The organism is Piscibacillus halophilus, from assembly GCF_900110685.1.
GTDB classification, from domain to species: Bacteria; Bacillota; Bacilli; order Bacillales; family Alkalibacillaceae; genus Piscibacillus; species Piscibacillus halophilus.
This window is the reverse complement of record NZ_FOES01000044.1, coordinates 1-19304: the sequence shown is the minus strand read 5'-3', so window position 1 is coordinate 19304 and position 19304 is coordinate 1. Positions and strand designations below refer to the sequence as shown.

Genomic DNA, 19304 nt, shown 5'->3' with positions numbered 1-19304 from the left:
AACAAGCCAAAGCTGGTGGGTCAGATAAACTTAAAGAGATTAAAGAAGAATTATATCGTTATTACGACCTTGTGAAGGCATCGGGAGTTGTAGAATTTGAAAGGTCGATATCGACCTTTCAAAATTGGCAAAAGCAAATCATGAACAGCTTCGCATTTGATTTACATAATGGGTATGTTGAAGGGATTAATAATCAAACCAAAGTGATTAAGCGTAATGCCTTTGGCTTTAAACGGTTTGATCGTTTTAGATTAAAGGTGTTATTGCATCATCAATATAAGAATTTAAGGGTTCGTATCAATTAAATTAGGAGTGAGCGTATGCTCACCCCAACATTTGACTTAGAACTGGCTTTTAATGAACTATTTATCTTCTGTCATCAGTTCTTCTAATCCTGATTACCTTGTTCTTTTTGTATATCGGTTATGTCTTCATCTGCGTCTCCACGAGTTTGAGATGGGTCATCTTGAGTTGGTTGATTTTCTTTAGTCGGTGTTTCAGGTAGATAGCGCCCGAAAACATTTGAAATTTCATCAAGCACTTTGTCTGCTGGTTCACCTCGTCTAATCATTTGATTCATATTTCTAATCCGTTTCATAATATCACCATCAGCAACAATTAAAGCATAATGGCCGAACGGGTCATGTTTAACAGCTTCGCTTACAGAATATTTAACAGAGCCTACTCTTGATCGGTCTAAGTCTTCATCAATATCGAGCCCAATAATTGTATATGAGCCAAATACTAATACTCTCGCATCGTTAACATTAGGTACTTGAGTTGCGATTTTAGCCAAACGTTGTGCTGCTTCTTGATTAGTATGATTATTTGATTGTTCTATTTCAGAATCACTTAGTTGCTCTATATCTGCATCATCTGCATTAGGTGAATTCCCGTTACCATGTTGTTGAGACATACATCCAGCTGAAAACAGGATAATGATCATGACGATATTTAAACCTTTATATTTCATAAAACCATACTCCTTTTTTCATTAGTTTGCATCGAAAAGGAGTATTTATGATAGAAAAGTGATAAAAAAAGTTAACCAATTTGTTTATTCGGTTAACTTTAGAAAATGAATTATTGAATAGTAATTTTTTTAACTCCTTTAATTGGTGCATGTTTATTGCTTCCATCACCAAAATAAAGATGTACAGGACCATCTTCTGTTAATGGTTTTCCATCTAGAGCAAATAATAATAAAGAAGTTTTTAAGTCATGAAAATCAATTTCTTTTGAATCCTGCTCAATATGTAAAATGGCTTTAGAGGCATCTTCATTAGGTTCTGCATTTGGTAAGAAATAACTTAAAGGCATTAAATAACTGCTTTCTAATACTTTTTTCTTATCAAAGCGTTTAATACTTTCGTTAATAGGTGGGTTGAGTTGCTGTTGATACTGATCACGATTCCAAGGCTTTTCTTGTTCAGATTCTGATTGAGCTTCTTGATGTTCGACCTGAAAAGCTTCATCTAATAAAATTTTACGATCGTCAAAAATCCAAACAGTTGGATCTAGCGTAATTGGATGCTTTACATTTCCTTCGATTTGTACAATTAACATCTTGTCACCTCATCTTAATAAAACTATAATGTCCACTAACGAGTATAACGAAGTTTGACTTACAATGCACGAGAGGAGTTTGTATTTATGATAAAAATTGATCAATCTGACCTAATCAAATGGTTAGAGCATGTTAGGATCTATGCAAATAATGGAAAGGTTGTCGATTATATACCTGCTTTAGCAAATCAACAGCCTGAAACAAATGCCGTTGCGTATTATCCAATTGGAGGAGAATTAATATTTACTGGACAAGCTGAATATAAATTCACTATCCAAAGTATTTCTAAAGTGATTTCTTTAGCTGTCGCATTAATTCAACACGGAGATCAGGCTGTATTTTCACGGGTGGATAAAGAACCAACGAGTGATCCATTTTATTCAGTTGCTAAGTTAGAGGTTGAAAAGCCAGCCAAACCATTTAATCCTATGATCAATGCAGGTGCATTAGCTGTCACTAATATGATTCGTGGTCGAAATTCAGAGGAGATGGTTGGAGAAATCCTTAAATTAGTTCGTGTCTTAGCCAATGATGAGCAAGTGACGTACGATCAAGATGTTGCTCAATCAGAATACGAAACATCCTTTCTAAATAGAGCGCTTTGTTATTTTATGAAACAACACGGTGTTATTACTGGAAGTATCGAAGAATTATTAGAAGTTTATACAAAGCAATGTGCAATCAGTATGAATGTCAAACAATTGGCACGAATTGCTGCTGTGTTCGCTAACGATGGGCGGGACCCTGATTCTAATGAAGAATTAATTCCTCCTGATGTAGCAAGAATATGTAAAACGTTTATGGTCACGTGTGGAATGTATAATGAATCTGGTACATTTGCAATTAATGTGGGGATTCCTGCTAAAAGTGGTGTATCAGGAGCAATTATGGGTGTCATCAAAAGGTGCGGAGGTATTGCTGTTTTTGGACCGGCACTTAATGAAAAAGGAAACAGTGTGGTGGGAATCAAATTATTAGAGAAATTAGCCGCCGAAAAAATGTGGTCAATCTTTTAACATAAAACAAGTTTTCTTGCATTTTATGTTTATAACCTATAATATAAATAAGTAGGAGCTTAAATGTAAGGGGGAATAGCCGTGTCATCCAATGTAGCGCTTGAAGAAAATCAACAAGCACTAGCCCTCTTAAAGGCGGATGCGGATCAAATTTTGCAATTAATAAAAGTGCAAATGGATAATTTAACTATGCCACAATGTCCTCTGTATGAAGAGGTTTTAGATACACAGATGTATGGATTATCTCGTGAAGTTGATTTTGCAGTAAGGCTGAAATTAATTAATGAATCAACAGGTAAAGACATATTAGAAAACCTAGAACGAGAATTAAGTGCTTTACATGAAGCATACCAAAAACATAAATCATCGTCATAAAGTTCAAAATATAGCTTTTGCTATGTTTTGAACTTTTTTATTTATAGAAAAGGAATTTGACATTACATAAAAATGAATCGTTATTCAGTTGAGAAGAAGGAATTTTGTTGACCTTTGTAGAATGTTAGCTAGGAGAGAGAATAAAGAACTTTAGAATGGAGGATTCATCATGAATGAAGTTAAACCCTTTAACAAGGTTCTTGTAGCAAACAGAGGAGAAATTGCCATAAGGGTATTTCGAGCATGCACGGAGTTAAATATCCGCACCGTCGCAATTTATTCTGAGGAAGACACGGGCTCTTATCACCGTTATAAAGCAGATGAAGCCTATTTAGTAGGGGTTGGTAAGAAACCCATTGACGCTTATTTAGATATCGAAGGAATCATCTCAATCGCCAAACGAGTAGGTGTAGATGCCATACACCCAGGCTATGGATTTCTATCTGAAAATGTTCACTTTGCAAAACGTTGTGAAGAAGAAGGGATTACATTTATAGGCCCTTCAAGTCACTTATTAGATATCTTTGGTGACAAAGTAAAGGCAAGACACCAAGCGATCAAAGCTGATATACCAGTTATACCAGGTTCAGATGGCCCTGTCTCTTCATTAGAAGAGGTTGAAGAGTTTGTCTCAAACTATGGGTTTCCAATCATGATTAAAGCAGCATTAGGTGGCGGCGGACGTGGAATGAGAATCGTCCGTACAAAAGATTCCCTTAAAGAAGCATATGAACGTGCAAAATCTGAAGCACGTGCTGCTTTTGGCAGTGATGAAGTCTATGTAGAGAAATTAATTGAGAATCCAAAACATATTGAAGTTCAGATTTTAGGTGACCATCAAGGTCATATTGTGCACTTATACGAACGTGACTGTTCTGTTCAACGTCGACATCAAAAAGTCGTTGAGGTTGCCCCGAGTGTTTCATTAGACGATCAACAGCGAGAACAGATCTGCCAGGCTGCAGTAAAATTAATGAACAGTGTGGATTATGTGAATGCTGGGACAGTGGAATTTCTAGTGACGGATGATGAATTTTATTTCATAGAAGTAAATCCAAGAGTCCAAGTAGAACACACCATTACAGAGATGATCACAGGTGTCGATATTGTTCAGACCCAAATTCATATTGCAATGGGATATGAGCTACATGAATCACCAATTGATATTCCAAAACAAAACCAAATTTCAACACATGGTTTTGCTATCCAATCACGTGTAACAACTGAAGACCCATTAAACAACTTTATGCCTGATACAGGTAAGATTATGGCTTATCGGACAGGTGGGGGGTTCGGTGTTCGCTTGGATGCCGGTAACGGTTTCCAAGGAGCTGTTATTTCGCCGCATTATGACTCATTGTTAGTAAAAGTCTCAACGTGGGCTTTAACATTTGAACAAGCAGCTAAGAAAATGGTACGTAACTTAAAAGAATTTCGTATTAGAGGAATCAAAACGAATATACCGTTCTTAGAAAACGTTATTCTACATGAAAAATTCTTAAACGGTACTTACGACACGACTTTTATTGACCGTTCACCTGAATTGTTTGTGTTTCCAAAGAGAAGAGACCGTGGTACAAAGCTATTAACTTATTTAGGTCATACAACTGTTAATGGTCCAGGGAATCAAGGCCAAGTAAAGAAACCGTTATTTTCTAAGCCAAGAATACCTAAAGTTGATTTAAATCAAGATTACCCAAAAGGGACGAAGCAACTTTTAGATGAAAAAGGACCTGAAGCAGTTGCTGAGTGGTTAAAGAATACAAGAGAAGTTCAACTAACTGATACAACATTCCGTGACGCCCATCAATCATTGTTAGCAACTAGAGTCCGAACTAAAGATTTATTAGATATAGCGGAACCAACAGCAAAGTTATTACCAAATTTATTCTCAGTAGAAATGTGGGGAGGAGCAACATTTGATGTTTCTTATCGTTTCTTACGGGAGAATCCTTGGGAGCGTTTAAGTAAATTAAGAGAAAAAATGCCAAACGTTTTATTCCAAATGCTACTTAGAGCGAGTAACGCCGTAGGGTATAAAAACTACCCTGATAACGTCATAGAAAATTTTGTTGAGAAAAGTGCGCAAATGGGCATTGACGTATTCCGTATTTTCGACAGCTTAAACTGGGTGGAAGGAATGAAACCAGCCATTGAAGCTGTTAGAAAGCAAGGTAAAATTGCTGAAGCTTCCATGTGTTATACAGGTGACATTTTAGATCCTAATCGTCCAAAATACGATTTAGAATATTATTTAAAACTTGCAAAAGAGTTAGAAGAGGCAGGAGCTCATATTTTAGGAATTAAAGATATGGCTGGTTTATTAAAACCTGAAGCAGCTTATCGTCTCATCAAAGCTTTAAAAGAAGAAATTTCAATTCCTATTCACCTTCATACACATGATACGAGTGGTAATGGTATTATGATGTATTCTAAAGCAGTTGAGGCTGGAGTTGATGCGGTAGATGTTGCAGTAAGCTCGATGGCCGGTAGTACATCTCAACCAAGTGCTAACAGTCTTTACTATGCGTTAGAGCACGATAAGCGTCAACCAAAATTAGATATACACGCTTACGATGAGCTAGCTCGTTACTGGGAAGATGTTCGTGAATATTATGCACCTTATGAGAACGGACTAAAAGCACCGCATTCCGAAATCTATTTCCATGAGATGCCTGGAGGACAGTATAGTAACTTACAGCAACAGGCTAAAGCTGTAGGGTTAGGTGAACGTTGGGATGAAGTGAAATCAATGTATCGTAAAGTTAACGATATGTTTGGAGACATTATAAAAGTTACACCTTCATCAAAAATTGTTGGAGATATGGCCTTATTTATGGTTCAGAATGATTTAACGGTAGATGATGTATATGAACAAGGTGAGTCTTTAGACTTCCCAGATTCAGTTGTGGAGTTCTTCCAAGGTTATATTGGTCAGCCATATCAAGGTTTTCCTAAAGAATTACAGCGAATCGTTCTTAAAGGAAGAGAAGCTATTGATAGTCGACCTGGTGAACATTTAAAACCGGTTAATTTTGAAGCATTAAAAGAACAATTATACGAAAAATTAGACCGCCAAGTGACGGATCTTGAGATAATTTCATATGCACTATATCCAAAAGTATTTGATGAATATCAAGATTTTGTAGAGACATATGGTGATGTCTCGGTTCTTGATACACCAGCCTTTTTATATGGATTAAGGTTAGGCGAAGAAACTGCGGTTGAAATCGAACAAGGTAAAACATTAATCGTCAAACTTGTTTCAATTGGTGAAGCTCAAAAAGATGGTAACCGGGTTGTTTATTTTGAATTAAATGGACAACCGAGAGAAGTGGTTGTACGAGATGAAAATGTAGAAAACGTTCTACAACAACGAGTAAAAGCGGATAAAAATAATCCAAACCATATCGGAGCGTCGATGCCAGGAACTGTTATTAATGTACTTGTAAATGAAGGAGAAAAAGTAAGTAAAAATGATCATTTAATGATTACAGAATCAATGAAAATGGAAACCACGATTCAAGCTCCTTTTGAAGGCGTGGTGAAGAGTATTTATGTGAAAAATGGTGAAGCGATTGAAAGCGGGGATTTATTAATTGAAATAGAATAAATAAAAAAGATTAAGGGCTTTCTATTAGCCCTTAATCTTTTTTAGCACTTCTATTACAAAGAATCATGAAATAACTTAGCAACGCAAAGAAAAGAGATATGAACAACGCGTGCATCAGTGCAATCGTTGTATTTTTAAGTGTAATAATTACGAGACCACCTAACACTACCTGAAGGACGATCAATATGCTCGCTAAGAGCCATCCATTTTTAATAAAAGTATGATCTCGATAGTTTTTCCAAATATAAATGAGTAGACCAATGACCCAAATCAATAATAAACTTGCAAAGAAACGGTGGGTCATTTGAATCCATTGCTCTAATCCTAGGCTACTAAAGTTGAAAGGCTCATTGTTAAAACAAAAAGGCCAATCAATACATGCTAGGCTTGCTTCCTTATGTCTAACAAGTGCACCAGAATAAACAACGATTAATGTGTAAGTAAAAATTCCGTAAAACTGAATCCGCAATTTCTTAGGGATTGTTAGCTGTTTTGTATGGAATTTATCATCAAAGTTAAAAATAATTAAAGCTAATAGGAATACTGAAGCAAATGAGACAAGAGATATTCCAAAGTGTAAAGCTTTAATTAGACTTGTTTGTTCAAATAATACCGCACCTGCACCTAGAAGTGATTGTAGTATGAAAAATACAATCGTCATGACTACTAAGAATTTTGTTTCTCGAACGTGTTGATATTGTCGCCAAGCTATTATAGATAATAGTCCTACAAATATAATAGCTACACCAGTGACTAATCGGTGACTAAATTCTATCAATAGTTCTGGGGTGATGTTTTTAGGGACAAGTTGACCTTCACATAGTGGCCAACTTCTACCACATCCTAGCCCTGAGCCAGTTTTTGTTACCAAAGCTCCACCTATTAATACAAATAACATCACAAACACTGATATTAGGGCAATAGGTTTTGGTTTAATCCACTTGTTCAATTTATGACACCTTCTTTCATTGCAGAACGCCTAGTACTTATCGTAATATAATTTCTTGGAGAGTGGAAACCTATTTCTTTACAAAATTATAACACTTAACTAAATTAGATACTTTTATGAAGGGTCAATCTATTTAATCTAGATTCTCTATATAATTTTAAACAAACTGTGAAAAATAATGAGAAGTCAAAAATAGGACTGACATTTTCCGATAAAATATGCTATTTTATTGTCTGGGGCATTTTTTCACACATTTTTCACATCTATAAAAGTTTTTATGTGGTTAAATAGAAGTGAAGGTTATTACATGATATAATATGTATGGTTACATAAGGTACAATTGGAACTTCTTATGAAACTTTCTAACGAAGAATTTTGAGGGGACGGCGGATTTTATGAGTGAACCTCGTTCAATACAATCAACCATATCGCATATAGAAGGTCAAGATACGACATCATGGAAAGCGTTGTGGACTGACTTTTTATCACTAATAAAAATAGGAATTATTAATTCAAATCTCATCACAACCTTTGCTGGTTTTTGGTTAGCATTATATTTTACTGGGCAAAACTTTTCATGGATTAACTTCTTATTAGTAATGGCAGGTACTGCATTAGTCATTGCTGGAGGATGTGTCATAAACAATTGGTACGATCGTGATATTGACCATGTAATGTCTAGAACAAAAACGAGACCAACGATTACAGGAACGATTCCATTAAATGTCGTAATTACAATGGGTGTTGGATTTACTATTCTAGGACTAGTCTTGCTATACTTAACTACACCTATGGCGGCTGTATATGGATTCTTTGGATGGTTTGTTTACGTGGTCTTATACACAATGTGGTCCAAAAGAAAGTACACCATTAATACGGTTGTGGGGAGTTTTTCAGGAGCAGCACCACCACTAATAGGATGGGCGGCTGTTGACCCAGCACTGCACCCTGCTGCTTTTGTTCTATTTTTAGTCATGTTTATTTGGCAAACTCCACATTTTCTTTCATTAGCTATTCGAAAGAGAGAAGAATATAGTAATGCTGGTATTCCGATGTTACCAGTTGTTTATGGTAATAATATTACTAAAAGACAAATTCTCATTTATACTATTTGTTTATTACCGTTACCTTTTTACTTTTTCTCTTTAGGAACCGTCTTTTTAGTGTTTGCAACGTTACTAAATTTAGGATGGTTAACCATTGCGGTTTATGGATTTAAAATGAAAGATGACGATCGCTGGGCAAAATGGATGTTTGTCTATTCACTTAACTATTTAACATTTTTCTTTGTCGGTTTAGTTATAGCAACTTTACCTATTTTCTAGTAAGTAATTAAGAAAAATTTTCTTTTTCTTAATTCAATTATATAATGTATTCAACAACTTAAGATAATAAGAGAAAGAGAGGTATTGATGATGAAAGGGTGGATGAGTAAATTCAAAGCTGTATTCGCTTTGGTCGTTCTTGCACTTGTTTTATCGGGTTGTGGTGAACCATTTCTAAGTGCACTTCAACCAAAAGGTGAAGGTGCAGAAATGATTTACGACTTGATGATCCTAAGTATTGTCATCATGTTATTTGTATTTGTAGTAGTAATTGTGATTTATACCTTTGTTATTATTAAATATCGTCAGAAAAAACAAGATCCTGACTTTATTCCAAAACAAACAGAAGGTAATCACGCATTAGAAACTCTATGGACTGTTATCCCGATTATTTTACTATTAATTTTAGCAGTCCCGACAGTGCAATATACCTTTGCACTAGCTGATACTTCTCCTGAGGTAAATGAAGAAGGAGAAGAGCAAGACTCATTATGGGTCAATGTTACAGGTGCTCAGTATTGGTGGCACTTTGAGTATGATGGGTTAGAAGTTTCTACAAGTCAGGAATTATATATTCCAACTGACAGAAGAGTATATTTGTCTATGAGTTCTCAAGACGTTATTCACTCATTCTGGGTACCATCAATCAATGGTAAGATGGACGTTAACCCTACAGGTAATACAAATGAAATGACATTACTTGCTCAGGAAGAAGGAGTTTACTGGGGTAAATGTGCAGAGCTTTGTGGTCCATCACATTCGATTATGGACTTTAAAGTAGTAGCCGTTAGCCCAGGAGAATTTGAAGAGTGGGTACAAGATATGCAGCAAGTGACAGGTGAGGAAACTCCTGAATCAGCAACTGCTCAAGAAGGACAGGAACTATTTGCTGATAACTGTATGTCATGTCACGCTATTGGTGCAGATCCAAACAAGATCGGTCCAAACTTAACTAATTTCGGTGACCGTACTAAATTAGCTGGTGTTGTAGATTACAACAAAGAAAATTTAGTTGAATGGATTCAAACAAAAGGTGAAGAGATGAAGCCAGGAAACCACATGATGGATGCTGGCTATGAATTAGAAGATGAAGAAGCAGAAAAAATTGCAGAGTACTTAATGGGACTAAGCCCTAGTGACATTACGACTGAAAACGCTGAAGACAGTGTTTATAAAGACTCAGATCTTTCATCTTTATTCCCTGAAGAAGAAGAGGAAGAAGGGGAGCAATCAGAAGATGAAGAAGACGGAGAAGAGTCGGATGAAGAAGGCTCTAGTGAAGATGAAGAAAACGATGAAGAATAGTGAGTTTAACATCACTTATCAAGGGAGGTTAATAGCGTGAGCGCAACAGTTAAGAAAGCTGGCTTCGGGGCTACCCTATGGGAATACTTGACGACTGTCGACCATAAGAAGATCGGGATATTATATTTAGTCGCAGGTATGTTCTTCTTTATCCTCGGTGGACTCGAAGCGATGCTAATTCGCATTCAGTTAATTAAGCCAGATAACGATTTTATTTCAGCTCAGTTTTATAATGAAGTTTTAACGATGCACGGAACAACGATGATTTTCCTAGCAGCGATGCCATTAATTTTTGCTTTAATGAACGCTGTTGTACCATTACAAATCGGTGCACGTGACGTCGCGTTCCCATTCGTTAACTCTTTAGGTTTTTGGTTATTTTTCTTTGGTGGTGTAATGCTAAATGTATCCTGGTTTGTTACAGGAGCACCTGATGCAGGTTGGACTGCATACGCACCGCTGTCGATATTCTCAGAAGGTCATGGGGTTGATTTTTACGCCATAGGTCTTCAGATATCAGGTTTTGGTACCTTAATGGGTGGTATTAACTTCATTGTTACAATAGTTAATATGAGAGCACCTGGTATGACATATATGAGAATGCCACTATTTACTTGGACGGCATTTATTGCAAGTGTACTTATTCTATTCGCATTCCCTGCGTTAACAGTAGGTTTATTTTTACTAACCTTTGATCGATTATTTGGTGCTAACTTCTTTGACCCATCGATGGGCGGGAACGTCATTATATGGGAGCACCTATTCTGGATATTCGGTCACCCAGAAGTATATATTTTAATACTTCCTGCATTTGGTGTGTTTAGTGAAGTTGTTCCTACATTTGCTAAGAAGCGTTTATTCGGTTACTCATCAATGGTATTTGCAACTGTCTTAATCGCATTCTTAGGTTTCATGGTATGGGCACACCATATGTTTACAGTAGGTTTAGGTCCAATTGCTAACTCAATTTTCGCAGTTGCAACGATGGCAATTGCAGTACCAACCGGTATTAAAATATTTAACTGGCTGTTTACATTGTGGGGCGGAAGTATACGCTTAACTTCACCAATGGTATTCGCACTTGGATTCATTCCAACTTTTACAATTGGTGGTATGACAGGTGTCATGCTAGGTTCTGCAGCTGCTGACTTCCAATATCATGATTCTTATTTCGTTGTCGCACACTTCCACTATGTAATTGTTGGTGGTGTTGTACTAGGGTTATTTGCAGGAATCATTTATTGGTGGCCAAAAATGTTTGGTACGATGCTGAATGAGAAATTAAACCATTGGTTCTTCTGGTTATTCTTTATCGGTTTCCATTTAACGTTCTTTGTACAGCATTTCCTAGGATTAATGGGTATGCCTAGACGTTATTGGATCTTCTTAGAAGACCAAGGCTTAGATTTCTTTAACTTAATTAGTACAATTGGTGCCTTCTTTATGGCAGCAGGTACAATTTTATTCCTATACAACGTGGTTGTAACACAAGCTAAAGGTGTAAAAGTTTCAGGAGATCCTTGGGATGCTCGTACACTTGAGTGGGCTATTCCATCACCACCTCCTTTCTATAACTTTAAACAAGAACCTCTAGTTCGTGGTTTAGATCCATTATGGATTGAGAAAACTGAAGGTGACGGTAAAATTAAGCCTGCAGAACCTTTAGGTGACATACACATGCCGAATAATTCATTCGTTCCATTTATGATGTCACTTGGTTTATTCATAGCCGGTTTCGGTGTGATGTTCCAAGGTTCTTACTGGATTTTAGCTGTTATCGGTTTTGCCATTACAGCAGGTAGTATGCTTTACCGCTCTTTCAAAGATGATCTTGGATATCATGTTCACAAAGAGGATTTAGAAGATGAAAAGGGGGATGGTTCTAATGGCTGATGATATGCTAAAATCAACAAACTTGCCTCAAAACCCAGAAAGAGCCACCCTTGAAGGTCGAAATAAATTTATGGGTTTTTGGTTTTTCCTTGGAGGAGAAACTGTACTATTCGCAAGTTTATTCGGTACGTATCTTGCTTTAAAGAATTCGACGGTCGATGGACCAGCAGCAAATGAAATTTTTGGTCTAGAACTTGTGTTCCTCATGACCATTATCTTATTAACTAGTTCATTGACAAGTGTTTATGCAATGTACCATATGAAAAATAATGACCCTAAGAAAATGCAACTTTGGTTAGGTATTACTGTTGCTTTAGGTTTAGCATTCTTAGGATTGGAAATTTATGAGTTCTACCATTACGTTCATGGATATCATTTTGGATATACAACATCAGCGTTCTCCTCAGCCTTCTATACATTAGTTGGATTCCACGGAGCACACGTTGCCTTTGGTTTAGGTTGGATCATCTCATTAATGGTTCGTAACGCTAAACGTGGAATTAACCTTTACAATGCACCGAAGTTTTATATTGCCAGCTTATATTGGCACTTCATTGACGTTGTATGGGTATTCATTTTCACAGTTGTATATCTAATGGGAAAGGTGGGCTAAGATATGGCAGATAACACCAATTCCACAAATGAAAAACAACAGTTTTATCGCAAAAAGCATAAAGAGGAAATGAAACATCATGTTCTAACATTTGCGATGATGATCGCCTTTACACTAATTGCATTTGGTTTAGTCATTGCAGGTGTTAGCCCAATGTTTACGATTCCAGTTATTTTAATCTTAGCTGCAGTACAGGTATTGTTCCAGCTGTATTACTTCATGCATATGAACCAAGAAGGTCATGAGATGCCAGCCCTAATGATTTATTCTGGAATCTTTGCAGCAATTTTAACAGTTCTAGCTTTATCAACCATTGTATGGTGGTAAGGTAAAACGATCACAGCAAGTACTATTTTAGTACTTGCTGTTTTTTTATGTTTTTATATAGTCCAAAGGATTCAATTGTTAAATCAAAGGAATTATTGCCTGTTTACAGGTCTTTTGGCTTAGTTTTATTTAATGATAATAGTTCTAAACTTTATATATTTTTCATATACACTTGAATATTAGTAGAATTTTCAGTATATTAATTTACACATAGTTTTGAAAATTATTACTTATTACATATTTTTTAAGGGGGAGTTACATTTGGATGAAGTCGTACTAGAATTAAAAGATTTACATACACACTTTTTCACCGATAGTGGTGAAATCCCCGCGGTTGATGGAGTAAGTTTGAAGTTACATAAGGGAGAAGTTGTTGGGATTGTTGGTGAATCTGGTTCTGGTAAAAGTGTAACGTCATTATCGATTATGCATTTGATTCCTAAACCACCTGGGAAATTAGTCAGTGGTGAAATTCTTTTTAAAAGTGAAGATATTTCTAGTGCAAGTGAGAAAAAAATGCGCAAAGTTCGTGGAAATGAAATCGCAATGATCTTCCAAGAACCAATGACTTCACTTGATCCGTTATTTACAATAGGCAATCAAATCATTGAAGGAATTCGACTCCATGAAAAAGTTAGCAAGAAAGAAGCTAAGGCTAGAGCCATTAAAATGTTGGAATTAGTAGGTATCCCTAGAGCTGATGAGGTAGTAGATGAATTTCCTCATCAACTTTCAGGGGGGATGAGGCAAAGGGTTATGATCGCTATGGCAATGGCTCTTAACCCAGAAGTATTAATTGCTGATGAACCCACGACAGCATTAGATGTGACGATTCAGGCTCAAATATTAGATTTAATGAGATCGCTTAATAAAGAAAAAGAAACCTCAATCTTATTGATAACACATGATTTAGGCGTCGTCTCAGAAATGTGTGATCGGGTTGTCGTGATGTACTCTGGACAAGTGGTTGAAGAAGGAACGGTTCGTGAAATCATAAAGGATCCACAACATCCTTATACAAAAGGCTTAATAAGATCACTTCCGAATTTACATAAGAAAGAGCAATCATTGTATTCTATTCCGGGTACTGTTATGAGACCTAAGAAGGATTTTGTAGGTTGCAGGTTTGCATCTCGTTGTGAGTTTGCATTCGATCGCTGTTTTCAAGAGAGCCCTGAACTATATTCCTTAGATAACGATAGACAAAGTAGATGCTTCTTACATGATGAAGGGAAAGGGGTAGAAGAATTTGCCGACACCAATATTAGAAGTTAATGGGTTAAAAAAATATTTCGATGTTAGAGGTGGGGTTTTTGGCCGTAAGGTTGGAGAAGTAAAAGCCGTAGATGATGTGTCTTTTACCGTAAATGAAGGTGAAATTCTTGGAATTGTAGGAGAATCTGGCTGTGGTAAGTCTACCACAGGAAAATCGATTTTGAGATTAATTGATCCAACTGATGGAGAAATAAAGTTTGAAGATCAAAACATTGCAGACTTGAGTGCAGAAGAAATGAGGAAGTTACGGAAGGATATGCAGATTATTTTCCAAGATCCCTATGCTTCCCTAAACCCTAGACATACGGTAGAGAAAATTATAAGTGAACCTTTATTAGTTCATAGTGAACTAAATCATGAAGAGCGAAAAGAGAGGATTAAAGAACTATTAGAAGTTGTTGGGTTACGTGCAGAGCACGCTTCGAGGTATCCGCACCAATTCAGTGGTGGTCAACGTCAAAGGATTGGTATAGCTAGAGCATTAGCTAACAATCCAAAATTAATCATCTGTGATGAACCTGTTTCTGCACTTGATGTATCTGTGCAGTCGCAAATATTAAATTTGATGGAAAAATTAAGGAATGATTTTAACTTAACGTACATTTTCATTGCACACGATTTAAGTGTAGTAAAGCATATTAGTGATCGTGTAGGAGTTATGTATTTAGGTGGTATGGTGGAGTTAACCAATAAAGACGAACTATATGATAATCCTATGCACCCATACACTCAAGCTCTTTTATCAGCGGTTCCTGTCGCTGACCCTGATAATCGACCAGATCGAGTCATATTAGAAGGGGATGTACCTAGTCCATCAAGTCCACCATCGGGTTGCCCATTCCATACTCGTTGTCCAATGGCGATGGATATATGTAAAGAAATAAAACCAGAGTTTAGAGAAGTTCGAGATCAACACTTTGTAGCTTGTCATTTATATGATTAGTTTTAAGGTGTTATCTATATAAATTAAACAATTAGGGGGTAAGGAAATGAAAAAGTTATCATTTTTACTTACTTTACTACTTGCGCTGATGCTAACTTTAGCGGCATGTAGTGGGGACAGCACTGATGAACCTGAAGAAAATCCTGACAACGAGACTGAAGAAGAAAACAACGAAGAAGGTTCTGAAGATGAAGAGGCTAGTGAAGGAGACGGTGAAGATCAAGTATTAGTCTTCGCACGTGGTGGTGATTCAGAAAGTTTAGACTTTGCAAGTACGACAGATGGGGAATCATCACGAGTAACAAAGCAAATTTATGAAAGCTTACTAGAATTTGATAAAGAAAGCTTTGATCTTAAACCTGGCTTAGCTCATGACTGGGAGGTTAGTGATGACGGTCAAGAATATACTTTCTACCTAGAAGAAGGAGTAAAGTTCCATGATGGAACAGATTTTAACGCTGAAGCAGTAAAAACGAACTTTGAGCGTTGGGCCGATCCTGAACATGAGTATGCATTTACGGATTCCGATTATGTTTATTCGATGTATGGAACTATGTTCGGTGGATTTAAAGGCGACGATGGTCATGTCATTGAAGATATTGAAGTCGTAGATGATTATACAATTAAATTCCATTTAAGTCGTCCTTTAGGTTATTTCTTACAAAACATGGGTATGAGTTATTTTGCGATTACATCTCCAGCTGCGTTAGAAGAATATGGACCTGAAATTAATGAAAATCCAGTAGGGACTGGTCCATTTAAGTTTGTAAGCTGGGAACGTGATCAATCAATTGTATTAGAAAAGAATGATGAATATTGGAAGGAAGGTCTTCCTAAGTTAGACAGAGTAATTTTTGAAGTTATTCCAGAGAACTCTTCTAGATTAATGGCTTTACGCTCTGGAGATATCGATATCATGGATGGATTAAACCCAGATGATGCAGCAGGTGTTGAATCAGATGCTGATATTGATTTATACACTCGTGCTGCTAATAACTTTGGTTACTTAGGTATGAATGTGGAGAAAGAACCATTAGATGATAAATTAGTACGTCAAGCTATTAACTACGCGGTAGACCGTGAAGCAGTTGCCGAAGCATTATATGCTGGTTATGCTATCCCGGGTGCAAACCCATTACCACCTGGATATTTAGGTTTTAACGATGAGATTGAAGGTTATGACTATGATCCTGAAAAAGCAAAAGACCTTTTAGCCGAAGCAGGGTATGAAGATGGTGTGGAGATTGAATTGTGGACGATGCCAGTTGCAAGACCTTATATGCCAGACCCAGAAACTGTAGCTGACATCATCCGTAATAACTTAGAACAAGTCGGTATTACTGCGGAGATTGTAAGAGAAGAGTGGGCGCCTTACCTTGAAAAAACAGCGGCTGGTGAGCAAGAATTATTTATGCTTGGTTGGTCTGGTACAAATGGTGACCCAGATTATTTCTTAGGAAGCCTATTACATTCAAGCGGTATTGGTGGAAGTAACTATACTCGTTTTAATAACGAAGAAGTAGATGAATTACTTGATCAAGCAAAAGTTGCTGTCGATCAAGATGAACGTGCAGACCTATACAAGCAAGCTCAAGAAATTATTCATGAGGAAGCTCCAATGGTAGTGTTAGTTCACTCTGAGCCAGTCTTAGCTGCAAGCAGTAGAGTTCAGAACTATGTACCTCACCCATCTACTAGTGAATCACTAGCAGAAGTTGAGCTTAGCGAATAAAACTTTTAGAGGGTAGTAGGGTTCCTCTACTATCCTCTTTTTACATATTCAATGGTAACATCAGGTCATACAATGTGAGGTGAAAGAATGTTAGCCTATACTATTAGAAGATTATTAATGTTAATACCAGTGTTAATTGGAATGACAATCATAACGTTTTCAATTGTTCATTTAATTCCTGGTAATCCTGCTCAAGTTATATTAGGAGAATCTGCTACTGAAACACAAGTACAGGACTTAGAAGAATCAATGGGACTTAATGAGCCTTATATTGTGCAATTCGGTATTTATGTATCAGATTTACTTCAAGGTGATCTAGGGACTTCGCTTAAGACAAAAGCGAGTATCAATAAAGAAATCCTTCCAAAATTGGCTGCCACCTTTGAATTAACATTCTTTGCCATGCTTTTCGCGATCATTATCGGAGTGAATGCTGGCATAATTAGTGCTTGGAGACATAATTCTTGGTTTGATTTCTTTGCAATGTTATTTGCTTTAGTTGGAGTATCCATGCCAGTTTTCTGGTTGGCGTTGATGGAACAATGGATTTTTGCTCAAGAGCTAGGTTGGTTACCAGCTCATGGAAGGCAGGATAGCCGATCACAAATTGATCCAATTACCCATTTCTATGTATTAGATTCGATACTACATATGGATATGAAACAGCTCTTCATTTCTCTGAAACACTTAGTTCTACCTAGTATAGCTCTAGGGACGATACCTATGGCCATTATTGCGAGAATGACACGTTCAAGTATGCTCGAAGTTATGAGTTCAGATTATATCCGCACGATCCGTGCAAAAGGGTCAGGTCAATTTTTAGTTATTTATAAACATGCCTTAAAAAATGCAACCATTCCTGTCCTAACGATTATCGGTTTACAAACAGGTGTATTACTTGGTGGAGCAATCTTAACTGAAACGATTTTTAGTTGGCCGGGAATTGGACGTTATATTTACGATGCGATTAGTTATCGTGACTATCCAGTTATTCAATCCGGAATTTTAGTAGTCGCTTTAATCTTCGTTATGATAAATTTAATTGTCGATCTATTATACGCATTCATAGATCCAAGAATTAAGTATTAGGGGGGATATAGATGACAACTGAAAAAAAAGAACAAGAAAAAGTAGATATACACCCTAATAAAGAAGGTTATGAACCAGATGAGATTACAGCAATCTCTCCTTGGAAAGATGCTTTTAGACGCTTAAGAAAAAACCGATTATCAATGACTGGATTCTTTATTATTGTATTCTTTATTATAGTTGGTATTTTTGCACCATTGTTAACGTCACACGGGATTGACGATCAGGAATTAGTCAATCGTTTACAGCCACCATCTAGTGAACATTGGTTTGGGACTGATGATTTAGGAAGAGATATTTTAACACGTATTGCTTACGGGGCACGAATCTCTTTATTAGTAGGTTTTATTGCTGTAACTGGAGCTTTAATTTTTGGAACGTTATTAGGGATTATTGCTGGTTATTTTGGGAAATGGGTAGACATGGTTATATCAAGAATTTTTGATATCCTTTTGGCATTTCCTAGTATTTTATTAGCTATTGCTATTGTTGCTATTTTAGGACCATCATTACAAAATGCTCTCGTTGCTATTGCGATTATTAATATCCCTATATTTGGCCGTTTAGTTCGTTCAAAAGTTCTCAGTCTACGAGAGGAAGAATTTGTGATGGCCGCAAAAGCACAGGGATTAAAGAATGGAAGAATTATATTTCACCACATTCTTCCTAATAGTTTAGCACCTATTATCGTACAGGCAACACTCGGTTTTGGTACTGCAATCTTAGAGGCTGCAGCACTCGGGTTCTTAGGACTTGGTGCAAAGCAACCAACGCCTGAATGGGGCTATATGTTATCAAACGCACGTGATTTTATACAATTAGCTCCTTGGACACTTGTTTTCCCAGGTATTTCAATCATGTTAGTCGTATTAGGTTTTAACTTGATAGGGGATGGATTAAGGGATGCACTAGATCCAAAAATGAAAAACTAAAGTCAGGCTTGAACTGTACCCTTAAAAGTGGACAGTTTTAAAAAAACTAGGCAGCTAAAAGATGATCTCGATATTGATTCGGGGTCATCTTTTTTAGTGTCCATTGATATCTTGATATGTTGTAATTTAACACATATTCATTGATTAATGAATTCAATTCTTCGATGGTATGACAACTCTTTATATCTACTTCATCTTTCAAATGGCCAAAGAAGGATTCCATCGGTGCGTTGTCCCAACAGTTTCCCTTTCGGGACATGGATTGTGTAAAACCTTGCTCATTAATTTCTTTTTGAAATTCTGGATGTGTATAATGAAACCCTTGATCAGAATGAAAGTAACTCTCAAGT

Annotated in this window: 18 protein-coding genes; 14 read left to right on the top strand and 4 right to left on the bottom strand. The window is 36.6% G+C overall.

Features of this window, described 5'->3' with window-relative positions; all coding sequences use genetic code 11:
- On the top strand, positions 1-305 hold a 305-nt coding region (locus BMY57_RS13730; RefSeq protein WP_143063848.1), incomplete at its 5' end, for a transposase.
- A gap of 83 nt (positions 306-388) precedes the next feature.
- On the opposite strand, the gene BMY57_RS13725 is transcribed toward BMY57_RS13730, so the two are convergent.
- Both BMY57_RS13725 and BMY57_RS13720 read right to left on the bottom strand, forming a co-directional pair.
- Complete coding sequence (locus BMY57_RS13725; protein WP_091775496.1) at positions 389-973, bottom strand: YhcN/YlaJ family sporulation lipoprotein; 585 nt, start codon at positions 971-973, stop codon at positions 389-391.
- A gap of 110 nt (positions 974-1083) precedes the next feature.
- The gene (locus BMY57_RS13720; RefSeq protein WP_091775493.1) at positions 1084-1566 is read right to left on the bottom strand and encodes a hypothetical protein; all 483 of its coding nucleotides are present in this window, start codon (positions 1564-1566) and stop codon (positions 1084-1086) included.
- Positions 1567-1653: 87 nt separating this feature from the next.
- Here BMY57_RS13720 and glsA point away from each other — a divergent pair, with 87 nt between their 5' ends.
- The 3 genes from glsA (at position 1654) to pyc (ending at position 6571) form a co-directional block, all read left to right on the top strand.
- Entirely contained in the window at positions 1654-2583 is a 930-nt protein-coding gene (glsA, locus tag BMY57_RS13715; protein WP_091775491.1) for a glutaminase A, read from the top strand.
- An 81-nt stretch (positions 2584-2664) separates the two neighbouring features.
- A complete protein-coding gene (locus BMY57_RS13710; protein ID WP_091775488.1) occupies positions 2665-2958 on the top strand; it encodes an Fpa/YlaN family protein in 294 nt (97 codons plus the stop codon).
- Positions 2959-3127: 169 nt separating this feature from the next.
- A complete protein-coding gene (gene pyc / locus BMY57_RS13705) occupies positions 3128-6571 on the top strand; it encodes a pyruvate carboxylase (RefSeq protein WP_091775485.1) in 3444 nt (1147 codons plus the stop codon).
- Positions 6572-6602: 31 nt separating this feature from the next.
- On the opposite strand, the gene BMY57_RS13700 is transcribed toward pyc, so the two are convergent.
- Positions 6603-7520 (bottom strand): COX15/CtaA family protein, encoded by a 918-nt coding sequence (locus tag BMY57_RS13700; protein ID WP_338157658.1) that lies wholly within the window; start codon positions 7518-7520, stop codon positions 6603-6605.
- A gap of 395 nt (positions 7521-7915) precedes the next feature.
- Here BMY57_RS13700 and cyoE point away from each other — a divergent pair, with 395 nt between their 5' ends.
- The 10 genes from cyoE to BMY57_RS13650 all read left to right on the top strand — a co-directional run bounded on the left by cyoE (position 7916) and on the right by BMY57_RS13650 (position 18954).
- Positions 7916-8845 carry a heme o synthase gene (gene cyoE / locus BMY57_RS13695; protein ID WP_091775482.1) on the top strand — a complete coding sequence of 310 codons (930 nt, stop codon included), beginning with the start codon at positions 7916-7918 and terminating at the stop codon, positions 8843-8845.
- A 90-nt stretch (positions 8846-8935) separates the two neighbouring features.
- On the top strand, positions 8936-10150 hold the full coding sequence (coxB, locus tag BMY57_RS13690; protein ID WP_091775499.1) for a cytochrome c oxidase subunit II: 1215 nt from the start codon (positions 8936-8938) through the stop codon (positions 10148-10150).
- A 36-nt stretch (positions 10151-10186) separates the two neighbouring features.
- On the top strand, positions 10187-12043 hold the full coding sequence (gene ctaD / locus BMY57_RS13685) for a cytochrome c oxidase subunit I (RefSeq protein ID WP_091775479.1): 1857 nt from the start codon (positions 10187-10189) through the stop codon (positions 12041-12043).
- Positions 12036-12656, top strand: a complete 621-nt coding sequence (locus BMY57_RS13680; protein ID WP_091775477.1) for a cytochrome (ubi)quinol oxidase subunit III — start codon at positions 12036-12038, stop codon at positions 12654-12656. The genes ctaD and BMY57_RS13680 overlap by 8 nt, the downstream gene beginning before the upstream one ends.
- Before the next feature lie 3 nt (positions 12657-12659).
- Positions 12660-12983: a cytochrome c oxidase subunit IVB gene (gene ctaF, locus BMY57_RS13675; RefSeq protein ID WP_091775474.1), complete on the top strand. Its 324-nt coding sequence runs from the start codon at positions 12660-12662 to the stop codon at positions 12981-12983.
- Positions 12984-13244: 261 nt separating this feature from the next.
- On the top strand, positions 13245-14258 hold the full coding sequence (locus BMY57_RS13670; RefSeq protein WP_091775471.1) for an ABC transporter ATP-binding protein: 1014 nt from the start codon (positions 13245-13247) through the stop codon (positions 14256-14258).
- On the top strand, positions 14233-15201 hold the full coding sequence (locus tag BMY57_RS13665; protein WP_091775468.1) for an ABC transporter ATP-binding protein: 969 nt from the start codon (positions 14233-14235) through the stop codon (positions 15199-15201). Before BMY57_RS13670 ends, BMY57_RS13665 begins: the two co-directional genes overlap by 26 nt.
- 46 nt (positions 15202-15247) lie before the next feature.
- Complete coding sequence (locus tag BMY57_RS13660) at positions 15248-16933, top strand: ABC transporter substrate-binding protein (protein WP_091775466.1); 1686 nt, start codon at positions 15248-15250, stop codon at positions 16931-16933.
- 87 nt (positions 16934-17020) lie between these two features.
- On the top strand, positions 17021-18022 hold the full coding sequence (locus BMY57_RS13655) for an ABC transporter permease (protein WP_091775464.1): 1002 nt from the start codon (positions 17021-17023) through the stop codon (positions 18020-18022).
- A gap of 11 nt (positions 18023-18033) precedes the next feature.
- A complete protein-coding gene (locus tag BMY57_RS13650) occupies positions 18034-18954 on the top strand; it encodes an ABC transporter permease (protein WP_091775462.1) in 921 nt (306 codons plus the stop codon).
- Between the two features lie 46 nt (positions 18955-19000).
- Here BMY57_RS13650 and BMY57_RS13645 read toward each other — a convergent pair.
- Positions 19001-19304: IS3 family transposase (locus tag BMY57_RS13645; RefSeq protein ID WP_143063805.1), on the bottom strand; the 304-nt coding region annotated here is incomplete at its 5' end.